This window comes from Mesorhizobium sp. M0998 (assembly GCF_040318885.1).
In the GTDB taxonomy this organism is placed as follows: Bacteria; Pseudomonadota; Alphaproteobacteria; order Rhizobiales; family Rhizobiaceae; genus Mesorhizobium.
Window position 1 is genome coordinate 36367 of the sequence record NZ_JAMYND010000004.1, and the last position, 12812, is coordinate 49178.

The following is a 12812-nucleotide window of genomic DNA, read 5'->3' on the forward strand; positions in this document are numbered from 1 at the left end:
TTTTGCGCCGATTTGCCTTCACTGTCGAACTGTCTACGCTGAGGGCGAACCGCTGCCCAAATTCTGCACAGAAGTGATCATGAAGGATTTCAATACTGCGCTGAATATCGCGATCGATGAAAATCCCGCGAATGACCCTTCCCTGGAGAATCTGCCGCGGACCGAAGCAATTTCGTTGTTCAAGAAGAAATGGCATCCAGACAGGCGTGTGCTGCATGTCGACTTTCTTTCACAACCCGCCTACATCGACAACGTGATTTCTGCTGCCAAGGGATGGGAGCCCTTTATCGGAATCAAATTCCTCTTCGGGCAATCCGATCCGGATATCTTGGTCAACTTCGAAGAAGGCGGTTCTTGGAGCTACATAGGGACCGACTCGCGCTATTTTTCCGCGCGCGGGCGCCCCTCCATGAATTTTGGGTGGTTCGATGCCTCGACTGACAAGAGCGAATTCCATCGGACGACCCTTCACGAATTTGGCCACGCGCTCTCGCTGGTTCACGAGCAGAGTCATCCAGGTGCTCACATCAGTTGGAAAGAGGCGGAAGTATTCGCTTACTATGCGAAGCTGGGGTGGTCGAAGGACGACGTTCGCGAACAGGTTTTTGCGAAATACGAATTGAGCCAAGTCAACGGGTCGAATTACGATCCCACCTCGATCATGCACTATCCGATCCCAAAGGAGTTGGTGTCTGACCTTAACGATGTTGTCGGCTGGAATACCGAATTGTCTCAGCTCGACAAGACGACCATCACAACGCTCTATCCAAAGTCATTAAGCGGTGGGCTGCCGAAGTAGGTCCATCTGTCATGACAACAAGATCGACGTTTCTCCTTTCCCTTCTCGCCGTTTTTGCGGTTGTGGGGCCGGCCCGGAGCCAGAGCATATTTGACGTGCTTAAGCAGCGTATAAAATTACCTGCAAGCGCGTTGTCTCGTCCCGAAGACCCAATCGTCGTGGACATATGTAAAAAGGATCCGTTGGCGTGCTTGGATAGATTTCCGAGTGCTCCTTCCAATTTATGCGAACTGGACCCTGACACGTGTGTAGATTCACATCTACCCAATTTACCTATCAGAGAGCTGCAACCTTCACCCCTTTGCGAGATTGATCCCTGTGCTTGCGAGAACTGCAAGCTCAACAACGCAGGCGGCATCGGCGCGTTCGAAGATGCAGTTGCGCCAGTCGGGTTTGAAGCCTCCGGCACCGGGTTGGTTGGCCCTGAGGTACTCGCCGCGCCACGGCCTTTTGCCAGCTTTGCAAGCCCGCTCGCATCGGGAGGGCCTCAGCTGAAAACCGACGAAAAGTCGTCCTTTGGTTTTGACCTCGAAACTGCCCGCGGCCAACTCACGGCCACCTATCCAGAGAAGCTCATTTGCAACAATTCCACGTCAAGGCCCGACGAATATTGGCGCGAACTCCTACTAAGGCGGAGCGAAAGTGAGCGATGCAGCGAGGCAGCACAAATTATGCTCGAACAGCGCGGAAAGCACCGTTTGACATATTTCGACATTTTATCCGGCAAGACAAGAAGGGAAAACGCCAAAACGGAGTTTAAGGTCTTTGAGGATTATGGCAACGCGTGCATCCATCGTGTCGAAGATATTGACAGCAACGCTGCCGCGAAATTCTCATTCGGTGAGAATTTCAAGGAAAGAGTTAAGGAGAACGTTGGCGAGCTGAATTTTGATGGAAAGGACGTGCACTGTACGGCAACGATCGTACAGTTCAAAAATGGCAACGAAGACAAGATCGGATTGGCGACAGCCGCCCATTGCGTCGGAGATCCGATAAAGGGGACCAGCGATGAGAACCTTCAATTCGCCAGTGTCCATAGCCAGATGCACTTCACCACTTTCTCAGGAAAGTCATACCCCGTCGAAATCGATCCTGGGCTACGAGGCTTTGTGTACGGCAAGACTTACGATGCTGTAATCATTCCGCTGATATCGGTTGCAGCAGGCGATCAACTCCCGACCGGCTTCAAGATTTCCGGGCGTCCAACGCTGTGGCAGCCGCTCTACATTGTCGCTGTCAATCCATTCCTGGCAGCTCTTCGCAACCTCACATTGTCATCGGACAACGACGGACTCGCTTCGGCAAGTGTCTCTCTTGAGCCGGGCTGTCGGGTTTATGGTATCAAGGGCGCGCAAATTTACCACAACTGCCAATCGGAGGGCGGCATGTCAGGCAGTCCGATCTTCGTTACGGCCGAGAACGAGGCAAAGATTGTTGCTGTCCACTCTGGCGAAGTTGCAACGCCCCTAATACCCGAATGCCCTCAGCCGACCGCCGGGGCAGCAAACTATGGGACCCTGCTGTCACAGAAATGACGAATTACGAAAAGATTACGGTGACAGTGCACTATTTCTTTTCGCCGCCTGCCTCGTTTTCCGGGCTCACAGCTTTGCCGATTTGCCCGGCGATGCTCTCGGCCGATGGTGCATCGAAAACCACGACATCGGCGACGCGGCAATACTCGATGAGCAGTTCTTGCGGAACTTATAGTCTTCGGACGTGAAAACACTTTGGCTCGCCCGTACGGTGCCGGGGATGCGGCAGACCGGGAACGCCGGCAAGGTGCACCATGCGGCGGCGGCAACATGGTAAAAAGTGCACTCACCGTGATTCTGATCTATACTTCGGACACCAGCCCGAACGCCTGTGGCAAGGCGAAGGGCGGATGAAGCGCCTGATAGAGTTCTCTTTTTAGTCACGGGGCGATGTTAAGATGTTAGCCTCCGACCTGACGAAATTTATCGAGCAGGATCATCTGGCCCTGGATGCCTTCGTAAAGGGCGATCCTGAGCCCTTGAAAAACCTCTACTCGCGACAGGACGACGTCATTATTGCCAATCCCTTTGGCCCGCCGGCCAAGGGATGGAGAAAGGCCGCTGAGACCATGGACCGGGCCGCCACCAATTACCGGCACGGCAAGGCCATCGGCTTTGAGCGCATCTCGGAGTATGCGACAGCCGATTTGGGATACATCGTCGAGGTCGAGCGGTTCCAATCCAAGGTCGGTGGTGGCAACAAACTGGTGCCGATTGCGCTTCGCGTCACCACCATATTCCGGCGCGAGGAAGGCACGTGGAGGATCGTCCTTCGTCATGCCGATCCGATAACCTCGGCACGCCCGCCGACGTCCATTGTCGGGGAGTAGAAGGTTGCCGGAGAGGTTTTAGGAATTACGGTGACTGTGCACTAATTTCCTTTCGCCGCCTGCCTCGTTTTCCGGGTTTCGCGGCTTTGCCGATTTGCACGGCGATGCTCTCGGCCCACGGGTGCATCGAAAACCGCGACGTCGGCGACGCGACAATACTGGAGAGGGCGACACGGGAAAAGTGCACTGTCACCGTAATTCGACCACCGTAATTCGACGGAAGTTATTCCTGGAGGAGCGGGTTCGGTAGCTAAGTAATTGAAATTGCTTGGCTGGGGAACCTGGATTCGAACCAGGACTAACGGAGTCAGAGTCCGTGGGTCTACCGTTAACCTATTCCCCAGCAGGCGCGGCCGTTGAAAACCACACGGGCAGGGCGACGATGTCGCCGCGCGTGCCTTGTAGCCGCCGCCGGAAAATAGTCAACCCTGCCGTAGGCATTTCAATCGGCGCGGTTGCTTCAGATTTGCCCTATCGTCACTCCTGCCGGCGTTTGCGCTGCCCCTCACCCTCTCCCCGTTCTTCACGGGGAGAAGGGTCCCGGCAGGGGGTTGAGGGGCGGCGCCTACATTGAGGATTGATCTTCTCACGGTCGTCATCAGGCCTGACGCGATTGCCAAGCTTCAACTCTCGCTGCGGCTGTATTGCGAGTGCTCGAAGAACAGCACCACGCCGAGCGCGATCAGCAGCGGGATGATCAGGTAGAACAGCCGGAACACCAGCAGCGCCGCCAGCACGCCGACCTGGTCCATATGTGACAAGCCCGCGAGAAACACCACCTCGAACACGCCCAGCCCGCCCGGCGCATGCGAGATCTGCGCGATCGAGAACGACACCAGGAAAACGCCGAGCACGATGAAATAGCCGGGATTGCCGGTGGCGGGCAGGGCGAAGAAGATGATCGCCGCCGCCGCCAGCAGTTCGATCGGGCCGACCAGCAATTGCCGCGCCACGATCGGCAGCGCCGGATAATGCAGCTGAAAGCTGCCGATCCTGAGTGGTCTCAGATGCAGCCAACTGCCGAATATGTAGGCCGCCACCACGAGCAGCATGGCGAGCCCTGCTGCTTGCGACAGCCGGTGATGCGGCGTGCCGGAAAACCGGTCGATCACGTCGGGCTCGAGCAGCAGGACGATGCTTGAGACGAACAGCGTCGACAGCACGAAGGTGATCCAGCAGATCGCCACCAGAATGCCGACGTCCTGCCCGGTCAGGCCCCTGGTGCCGTAGGCGCGGTAGCGGATCACCGCACCGGAAAACACCGAGCCGCCGATATTGTGCGACAGCGCGTAGGTGGTGAACGAGCAGAAGGTGACGAACAGCCACGATACTTTCTTGCCGATGTGCAGCAACGCGATGTGGTCGTAGCCGGCGAGCGAGGCATAGGCGATGACCGAGCTCAGCGCCGCCAGCACCCAGCCGCGCGCCGGGATGGCGATTATGCCGGCCCAGACATCGTCAAGCGAGATGCCGCGCAATTCGTGCAGCAGCAGCCACAGCGAGAACACCACCGCGGCGATGCCGATGACGGGCCAGAAATAGCGCCTCCAGTTCATGGCATGACGATCATGCGTTGCAGCCCGTACCGTTTTCCGGTTCGCAGCAGGCAAACCGCCCGCGTTGCCGAATGATTTACCCTCCATTTCAGAAATGCCTCATTGAAGCCGGCTATTCAACCGGGAAGGCGCGTTGTGGCGCTCGCGCCTTCCCTTCTCCCAAGGGGACAAGGGCTCACCGACGTCGCCGCCTTCACGCCGCCGGCAAAATTCGCCGCGAGCGCTCTTGGTGATCCGGCCGTGCGCTGATAGTCTGGCGGCAACTTGAACATGTAAAAGCGCCTGCTGCGTCCGGTCTCCGGTTCGCGCGGCGCCGGAAGGAACGACAGTGGAAGACCACGACGCCGGCGCTGGCGCGCCGGAAGTGGGCGTGTCCAGGGGTTCGCCGACGCCGTCCGGCCAGGCAAGCCCATCCACCGGACGCTACGGCCGTCAGGTGCAACCCTGGTCCGGCAATGGACAGGCTGGCGACACGTCCCACGATCACAAGGGTCAGAACGGCCCGCATCAGAACGGCAAACCCAAGAAACGGCGCAAGCGCCGGCGCGGGCGCAAGGTTTTCGCACGCGACGAGACTCGTCCGCTGGCGGCCGGCGCTTCGGTGCCCGCCGCCAACGAGGCCCCGGCCGCGCGCCCGCCCCAGCCAGCGGCTTACGCGCCTCCGCCCTCAGCTCCGCCAAGGCCGGGGCAAGGTGCCCGCACACCGCCGCCGCTGCAGGAATTGCCGGTGTTTGCCGCGCTCGATCTCGGCACCAACAATTGCCGGCTGCTGGTCGCGGTGCCGACGCGCCATGGCCAGTTCCGCGTCATCGATGCCTTCTCGCGCATCGTCAGGCTGGGCGAGGGCCTTACCGCCAATGGCCGGCTCGGCGACGCCGCAATGGACCGCGCGGTCGAGGCGCTGAAGATCTGCGGTGACAAATTGCGCAACCGCAAGGTCTGGAAAGCCAGGCTGATCGCCACCGAGGCCTGCCGAACCGCCGCCAATGGCGTCGAGTTCCTCGAGCGCGTCGAGCGCGAGGCCGGCCTGAAGCTCGAGATCATCGACCGCCAGACCGAGGCGCGGCTGGCGGTGTCGGGCTGCGGTTCGCTGGTCGAGCGCGACACGCAAGGCGTGGTGCTGTTCGACATCGGCGGCGGCTCGTCCGAAATCGCGCTGATCGACCTCACCGGTCAGCGCTCGCCAAGGCTTGCCAACCATATCGTCTCGTGGACGTCGCTGCCGGTCGGCGTCGTCTCGCTGGCCGAGCGTTTTGGCGGCCGCACGGTGACACGCGAGATCTTTGGCGCCATGGTCGAGGATGTCGCAATGCGGCTGCGCGCCTTCGACGGGCGTGATCGGCTGAGCCACCTCCTGGCCAGCCCGAAATTCCATTTGCTCGGCACATCGGGCACGGTGACGACGCTGGCCGGCGTCCATCTCGATCTCGAACGCTATGACCGCCGCCGCGTCGACGGGCTGTGGATGGATCGCGACAGCGTCGACCGCATGGTCGAAAAACTGGTCGGCTGGGATTTCCAGCAACGCGTCGCCAACCCTTGCATCGGCGCCGACCGCGCCGACCTGGTTCTGGCCGGCTGCGCCATATTGGAGGCGATCCGCGCCGTCTGGCCGTCGGAGCGGCTGCGTGTCGCCGACCGCGGCCTGCGCGAGGGCATATTGAGCGAATTGATGGCCGATGACGGCGTCTGGCGGCGAGGCAGAGCATGATCCCGAAAAGTGGCTGCCGGTTTTCGGACAAGATCATGCTCAAACAAGCAATCAAGCAATGACCAAGAAACCGGAAAGACCGAGCTCCGCCGGCATTCGCGTGCTGAAGACAAAGATCAAGAAGAAAAGCGGCTTGAAGGAATCGTCGCGCCGCTGGTTGCAGCGCCACATCAACGATCCCTATGTCCAGCGCTCGAAGGCCGACGGCTATCGCTCGCGCGCCGCCTACAAGCTGATCGAGATCGACGACAAGCACCATTTGCTCAAGCCTGGCATGAAGGTGATAGACCTTGGCGCGGCACCCGGCGGCTGGTGCCAGGTCGCCGCCGCGCGTACCAAGTCGACCGCGGAACACCCGAACGTCGTCGGCATCGATTACCTCGAGATGGACGCCGTGCCGGGCGCCCCGGTGCTGCTGATGGATTTCCTCGATCCGCAGGCACCCGAAAAGCTGGCCGAGACGCTGGGCGGCCAGCCCGACATCGTGCTCTCCGACATGGCCGCACCGACCACCGGCCACAAACGGACCGACCACATCCGCACCATGCATCTTTGCGAGGTGGCGGCCGATTTCGCGCTGTCGGTATTGAAGCCGGGCGGACATTTCCTCGCCAAGACGTTTCAGGGCGGCGCCGAGAACGAATTGCTGGCGAGACTCAAGCGGAATTTCCGCTCGGTCCACCACGTCAAGCCACCGGCCTCACGCGACGAATCGGTGGAGCTGTATTTGCTGGCGAAGGATTTCAAGGGGTAGCGCCCTTTCCTTCTCCCCTTGTGGGAGAAGGTGGCCTCGCGAAGCGAGGTCGGATGAGGGGTGTTCCAGCTTGGCAACACGCTTGCAGTTATCATCGCCTCATTTCTTCCAACACCCTCAACCGTCTCGGCGCTGCGCGCCGATCCACCTTCTCCCACAAGGGGAGAAGGGAAGGGGTTCTCAACTTCCCGGCGGGCTCACCGGCTCCAGTGTCTTCGGCGGTGTCAGCCGGCCATGTCCAGACACGGCATTGCCGGCGTCCGGGGCCAGCCGCATGAACGACAGCGAGGCTGCCGCCGACACCGCCGCTACGATGAAGAAGGCGGTGTGGAAGTCGCTCAGCGTCAGCGGGCCACCATGGATCTTGGTCGACACTTCCAGGATGCCGCCGGCCAGCGCCACACCGAGCGCGATCGCCAACTGCTGGAACACCGCGGTGATCGGCGTCGCCTTGCTGGTGTCGGCGGCCGAAATCTCGGCGTAGGCAAGCGCATTGATGCCGGTGAAGAACATCGAGCGGATGAAGCCCCCGGCGAGCAGCATGGCGAGGATCAGCCCGTAGGGCGTGTCGGGTGTGAACAGGCCGTTGATGGCGATGGACGCGGCAGCGATGAGCGAGCCTGAAATCAGCACCCGGCGGAAGCCGGCGACCCTGAAGATCAGCGCAGTGACGAATTTCATGCCTATGGCGCCGATTGCCGAGACGAAGGTGATCATGCCGGACTGGAACGGCGTCAGCCCGAAACCGATCTGGAACATCAGCGGCAACAGGAAAGGTACGGCACCAATGCCGATGCGGAACAGTCCGCCGCCGAGCACCGAGGAGCGGAACACCCGATTGCGAAACAGCTCGAGCGCCAGCAGCGGGTTCTTGGCGCGGCGCGCGTGCAGCAGGTAAAGCACCGCCGATGCCAGCCCGACGGCAACGGTGATAAAGCCGGCGACTGGCGGCAGAGCCGGCAGGCTGACCACCGACAGGCCGAACACGATGCCCGATGCCGCCAGCCCGCTCAGCACGAAACCGATGAGATCGAGCGGCGGCGTCTGCGCGGCGTCGGTCTTCGGCAGGAAACGCGTGGCCAGCCAGATGCCGATCAGCCCGATCGGCACATTGATCAGAAAAATCCAGTGCCAGGAAAAATAGGTGGTGATGAAGCCGCCGACCGGCGGGCCGACCAGGGGGCCGACCAGAGCCGGGACAGTCAGCCACGACATGGCGGCGACGAGCTCGCTTTTCGGCGTCGCGCGTACCAGCACCAGGCGTCCGACCGGCGTCATCATGGCGCCGCCAATACCTTGCAGGAAACGTGACACCACGAAAGCCGGCAGCGAATTGGAAATGGCGCACGCGACCGAACCGACGATGAACACGGCGATCGCGGCGCGGAAGACATTCTTGGCGCCGAAGCGGTCGGCCATCCAGCCGCTGATCGGAATGAAGATCGCCAGCGATACCAGATAGGCGGTCAGCGCCAGCTTGAGCGCGATCGGGCTGGTGTGGATGTCGATGGCGATCGCCGGCAACGATGTCGCAATGACGGTCGAATCCATGTTTTCCATGAATAGAGCGACCGCCAGGATAAGCGGAATGGTGCGGTTCACGATGGATCCGGCCTTGAAATGTGCGTCGCGATTGCTTGCCGGCCCTGGGGGCCAAACCGACAGGTAGGGCGGTTATCATGGTTTGGCCCGGATGTCGTATTAATTTGCTGTCACGTTTGTGCGACCGCAAGTCCCGCAGCCCCTGGGGCAAAATGCAGCTTCGCCACTACACAACCATCGGCTTTTCAACGGCCACGGGACGTGTTACGAGCCAGCGCCAATCCTGAAAGGGAAGAAGACGAGTCGGCGCTGTCCATCCAGGGCGAGCGCCTTTCCTGCATTCCGAGGGCTGGCCATGGCAAAAATCATCGAGACGTCCACCGGCGCATTGGCGCTGACCTTTGACGACGTGCTGCTGCAGCCGGGTCATTCCGAGGTCATGCCCGGCGAGACCGACATCCGCACCCGCATCGCCGGCGACATCGACCTCAACGTGCCGATCCTGTCGGCCGCCATGGACACGGTTACCGAGGCGCGGCTCGCCATCGCCATGGCCCAGGCCGGCGGCATCGGTGTCATCCACCGCAATTTCTCGCCGGCCGAACAGGCCGAGCAGGTGCGGCAGGTGAAGAAATTCGAGTCCGGCATGGTGGTCAACCCGGTCACCATCGGTCCCGAGGCGACGCTTGCCGATGCGCTGGGTCTGATGCGCACCTACAGCATTTCGGGCATTCCGGTGGTCGAGAACGGCGGCACCGGCGGCCACACGGTCGGCCGGCTCGTCGGCATCCTGACCAACCGCGACGTCCGCTTCGCGTCCGATCCGGCGCAAAAGGTCTATGAGCTGATGACCCGCGAGAACCTGATCACGGTCAAGGAGAACGTCGATCAGGACGAGGCCAAGCGGCTGCTCCATCAGCACCGCATCGAGAAGCTTGTTGTGGTCGATCGGGACGGCAATTGCGTCGGGCTGATCACGGTCAAGGACATCGAGAAGTCGCAGCTCAACCCGCACGCCACCAAGGATGCGCAGGGGCGTTTGCGCGCCGCCGCCGCCACCAGCGTCGGCGATGACGGTTTCGAACGCGCCGAGCGCCTCATCGACGCCGGCGTCGACCTTCTCGTGATCGACACCGCGCACGGTCATTCGCAGCGCGTTCTGGATGCGGTGACGCGGGCCAAGAAACTGTCCAACTCGGTTCGCATCCTGGCCGGCAACGTCGCCACCGCGGAAGGCACCTTGGCGCTAATCGATGCCGGCGCCGACGCGGTCAAGGTCGGCATCGGACCAGGCTCCATCTGCACCACCCGCATCGTCGCCGGCGTCGGCGTGCCGCAGCTCTCGGCGATCATGTCGGCGGTCGAGACGGCGCAGAAATCCGGCGTCTCGGTCATTGCCGATGGCGGCATCAAATATTCGGGCGATCTCGCCAAGGCACTGGCCGCCGGCGCAAGTGCTGCGATGATCGGCTCGCTGCTGGCCGGCACGGACGAAAGCCCGGGCGAGGTCTATCTGCACCAGGGCCGCTCCTTCAAAGCCTATCGCGGCATGGGCTCGGTCGGCGCGATGGCGCGCGGCTCCGCCGATCGTTATTTCCAGGCCGAGGTACGCGACACGCTGAAACTGGTCCCGGAAGGCATCGAAGGGCAGGTGCCGTACAAAGGACCTGTGTCTGGCGTGCTGCACCAGCTTGCAGGCGGCCTGAAAGCCGCTATGGGTTATGTCGGTGGCCGCGACCTTGCCGATTTCCGCGAGCGCGCCACTTTTGTGCGGATATCCAATGCCGGACTTCGTGAAAGCCACGCCCATGACGTCACGATTACCCGCGAAAGCCCGAATTATCCTGGCGGAGCCTGACCGTCATGCGTCTTGGCGCAATCTGACGGCAATGATCCTGCGGCTGTCGCGCCACGCGGCCGCACTCTGTGTCGCCACCGTGGCGGTTTTCATCATCATGACGGCAATGGAGTTCCTCTATTTTCGCCAATTGAGCGGCGGTCTGCCGTCGCTCGACATGCGCTATGCCGGTTTCACCCCGGATGAGGGCATGGCCTGGCTGACGGCACTCGGCCGGCGCGGCAGCGAAATTATTCTCGTCTGGCATTACCTGACCTTCGACCTGCTGTTTCCGGCGCTGCTGTCGCTGACGATGGTCAGCCTGATCCTGGCCACGGGCCGGCGGCTGAAGAATTTCCGTGCACTGCCTGCGCAAACCCAGTCGATATTCGCGGTTGTGCTGGTGCTGCCCTACCTGCTTACCGACTATGCCCAGAATATCGCCGTGGCTCGTCTTTTGTCCGATTTTCTGTCGGCCAATCCGGATTCGCTGTCCTTCGCCTCGGCGCTGATCGTCACCAAATTCGCCCTGCTGGCGATACCAGTGACCGTCACTGCGGCTTTCACTCTGATGGCTCAGAAACGGTCTTGAAGGCTGGGTGACAGAGACAGGGGGCATCTTGAACCAGACCGCGATCTTCTGGCCGATGCTGGCGCAGGTGCTGCTGGTCTATATCGTCTACGTCGTTATGGGCCGGCGCCGCCATGGTGCGTTCAGATCGGGCGAAGCCAAGGCCGGCCAGTTCAAGACGCGCTCGACGGAGCCTGGTTCCAGCGTCACCGACAATCTGAGCAACCAGTTCGAACTGCCGGTGCTTTTCTACGTCTTATGCTTGACGCTGCACGTGACCAACGGCGTCAATTATCTGACCTTGACACTGATGTGGATCTTTGTCGTCTCCCGCTATCTTCACGCATCGGTCCACTTGACCAGCAATCGGCTGATCCTGCGCAGCAGGGCATTCTACCTGGGCGCGGTGGTTCTTGCACTTGGATGGATATGGCTAGCGCTGCATCTGCTCGGCTTGGTCTGAGCAAGCTCAAGCTTACAAATCGAACACAGCGATCTTGCGCTTGTCGAACCTGATGGCGAGTTCACCGCGCACCAGCTTGAGCGCGGCCTCGCCGAAGACGGCACGCCGCCAGCCTTGCAATGCCGGCACGTCGGCTTCATCGCCCTCGGCAGCGATGCGGTCGATGTCGTCACTGGAGGCGAGTACCTTCGATGCGACGCCTTCCTTTTCGGCAACGATCCGCAGCAGCACCTTCAGCAACTCCGCCGCGGCGCTTGACCCCTCCGGCGGCTGGAAGCTCTTCGGCAGCTTCGGCATCTCTTCCCTGGGCAGGGCAAGGGCAGCGTTTACCGCGCCAAGCAGTGCCGTCGCCGTCGACGAGCGCTCCCAGCCCTTCGGCGTGGTACGCAGCTTGCTCAGCGCCGCAGCGTCGCGCGGCGCCTGCTGCGCCACTTCGTAGATCGCATCGTCCTTGAGCACCCGGCCGCGCGGCACGTCGCGCTCGCGCGCTTCGCGTTCGCGCCAGGCGGCCACCGCCTGCACGATCGCCAGTTCCTGCGGCTTGCGCAGCCGCATCTTGAGCCGCTTCCAGGCATCCTCGGGATGCGGATCGTAGGTCTCGCGCGAGGTCAGCACGTCCATCTCCTCGTTCAGCCAGTGGGCGCGGTTTTCCCGCACCAGCTCGGCGCTGAGATGCTTGTAGACCTCGATCAGGTGGGTGACGTCGGCGAGCGCGTAGTCGAGCTGCTTTTCGGACAGCGGACGGTGGCGCCAGTCGGTGAAGCGCGAGGACTTGTCGAGCCGCGCTCCGGTGATGCGCTGCACCAGCTGGTCGTAGGAGACGCTGTCGCCGAAGCCGCAGACCATTGCCGCGACCTGGGTGTCGAACACCGGATGCGGCACCAGATCGCCGAGATGCACGATGATTTCGATGTCCTGGCGCGCCGCATGGAAGACTTTGACGATCGCTTCGTTCGCCATCAGCCTGAAGAACGGTTTCAGGTCGATGTCGGGCGACAGCGGATCGATCAGCGCGGTCACCCCGGGCGCTGCCATCTGGATCAGGCACAGGATCGGCCAGAAGGTCGTTTCGCGAATGAATTCGGTATCGACGGTGACGAATTCCGCCTTTTCGAAAGCGGCAATAGCGGTCTCGAGTTCTTTCTGGGTGGTGATGACGTGCATCAAATCGCTTTTGGCAAGGGATAGGGTCTCTTTCAATTTCAGCCGCGCGC

11 protein-coding genes and 1 tRNA gene are annotated in these 12812 nt (G+C 61.3%); 8 read left to right on the forward strand and 4 right to left on the reverse strand.

What is annotated here, in order from left to right:
• The first annotated feature begins 79 nt into the window (after positions 1-79).
• The 3 genes from NKH59_RS04950 to NKH59_RS04960 all read left to right on the forward strand — a co-directional run bounded on the left by NKH59_RS04950 (position 80) and on the right by NKH59_RS04960 (position 3164).
• Positions 80-799, forward strand: a complete 720-nt coding sequence (locus tag NKH59_RS04950) for a M12 family metallopeptidase (protein WP_352542379.1) — start codon at positions 80-82, stop codon at positions 797-799.
• An 11-nt stretch (positions 800-810) separates the two neighbouring features.
• Complete coding sequence (locus tag NKH59_RS04955) at positions 811-2334, forward strand: trypsin-like serine peptidase (protein WP_352614151.1); 1524 nt, start codon at positions 811-813, stop codon at positions 2332-2334.
• A gap of 398 nt (positions 2335-2732) precedes the next feature.
• Entirely contained in the window at positions 2733-3164 is a 432-nt protein-coding gene (locus NKH59_RS04960; protein WP_352996485.1) for a YybH family protein, read from the forward strand.
• Between the two features lie 269 nt (positions 3165-3433).
• Here the strand turns inward: NKH59_RS04960 and NKH59_RS04965 are convergent.
• Together NKH59_RS04965 and NKH59_RS04970 are read right to left on the reverse strand one after the other, a co-directional pair.
• Positions 3434-3507, reverse strand: a tRNA-Gln gene (locus NKH59_RS04965).
• A 280-nt stretch (positions 3508-3787) separates the two neighbouring features.
• Positions 3788-4720: a lysylphosphatidylglycerol synthase domain-containing protein gene (locus NKH59_RS04970; protein WP_352501488.1), complete on the reverse strand. Its 933-nt coding sequence runs from the start codon at positions 4718-4720 to the stop codon at positions 3788-3790.
• 328 nt (positions 4721-5048) lie between these two features.
• Between NKH59_RS04970 and NKH59_RS04975 the strand changes: the two genes are divergently transcribed.
• Together NKH59_RS04975 and NKH59_RS04980 are read left to right on the forward strand one after the other, a co-directional pair.
• Positions 5049-6431, forward strand: coding sequence for a Ppx/GppA phosphatase family protein (locus tag NKH59_RS04975; protein ID WP_353021151.1), 1383 nt, complete (start codon positions 5049-5051; stop codon positions 6429-6431).
• A gap of 58 nt (positions 6432-6489) precedes the next feature.
• Positions 6490-7185 (forward strand): RlmE family RNA methyltransferase, encoded by a 696-nt coding sequence (locus NKH59_RS04980; RefSeq protein ID WP_023674449.1) that lies wholly within the window; start codon positions 6490-6492, stop codon positions 7183-7185.
• A gap of 180 nt (positions 7186-7365) precedes the next feature.
• Here NKH59_RS04980 and NKH59_RS04985 read toward each other — a convergent pair whose 3' ends face one another.
• Positions 7366-8787: an MFS transporter gene (locus tag NKH59_RS04985; protein ID WP_352501491.1), complete on the reverse strand. Its 1422-nt coding sequence runs from the start codon at positions 8785-8787 to the stop codon at positions 7366-7368.
• Positions 8788-9082: 295 nt separating this feature from the next.
• Here NKH59_RS04985 and guaB point away from each other — a divergent pair, with 295 nt between their 5' ends.
• From guaB to NKH59_RS05000, 3 genes are read left to right on the forward strand one after another with little or no spacing between them, the layout of a single operon-like run.
• Positions 9083-10585 (forward strand): IMP dehydrogenase, encoded by a 1503-nt coding sequence (gene guaB / locus NKH59_RS04990; protein WP_352458563.1) that lies wholly within the window; start codon positions 9083-9085, stop codon positions 10583-10585.
• 31 nt (positions 10586-10616) lie between these two features.
• A complete protein-coding gene (locus NKH59_RS04995) occupies positions 10617-11156 on the forward strand; it encodes a hypothetical protein (RefSeq protein ID WP_352542392.1) in 540 nt (179 codons plus the stop codon).
• Between the two features lie 28 nt (positions 11157-11184).
• Positions 11185-11598, forward strand: coding sequence for an MAPEG family protein (locus NKH59_RS05000; RefSeq protein WP_353021154.1), 414 nt, complete (start codon positions 11185-11187; stop codon positions 11596-11598).
• A gap of 12 nt (positions 11599-11610) precedes the next feature.
• Here the strand turns inward: NKH59_RS05000 and rnd are convergent, their stop codons facing one another.
• Positions 11611-12762 carry a ribonuclease D gene (gene rnd, locus NKH59_RS05005; RefSeq protein ID WP_352472045.1) on the reverse strand — a complete coding sequence of 384 codons (1152 nt, stop codon included), beginning with the start codon at positions 12760-12762 and terminating at the stop codon, positions 11611-11613.
• Positions 12763-12812: the final 50 nt, after the last annotated feature.

Bases quoted from the DNA above. Each gene is read 5' to 3' on its own strand.
- NKH59_RS04970 (WP_352501488.1), bottom strand. From the start codon at position 4,720: ATGAACTGGAGGCGCTATTTCTGGCCCGTCATCGGCATCGCCGCGGTG.
- NKH59_RS04980 (WP_023674449.1), top strand. From the start codon at position 6,490: ATGACCAAGAAACCGGAAAGACCGAGCTCCGCCGGCATTCGCGTGCTG.
- NKH59_RS04960 (WP_352996485.1), top strand. From the start codon at position 2,733: ATGTTAGCCTCCGACCTGACGAAATTTATCGAGCAGGATCATCTGGCC.
- NKH59_RS04950 (WP_352542379.1), top strand. From the start codon at position 80: ATGAAGGATTTCAATACTGCGCTGAATATCGCGATCGATGAAAATCCC.
- NKH59_RS04995 (WP_352542392.1), top strand. From the start codon at position 10,617: ATGATCCTGCGGCTGTCGCGCCACGCGGCCGCACTCTGTGTCGCCACC.
- NKH59_RS04955 (WP_352614151.1), top strand. From the start codon at position 811: ATGACAACAAGATCGACGTTTCTCCTTTCCCTTCTCGCCGTTTTTGCG.
- rnd (WP_352472045.1), bottom strand. From the start codon at position 12,762: ATGCACGTCATCACCACCCAGAAAGAACTCGAGACCGCTATTGCCGCT.
- guaB (WP_352458563.1), top strand. From the start codon at position 9,083: ATGGCAAAAATCATCGAGACGTCCACCGGCGCATTGGCGCTGACCTTT.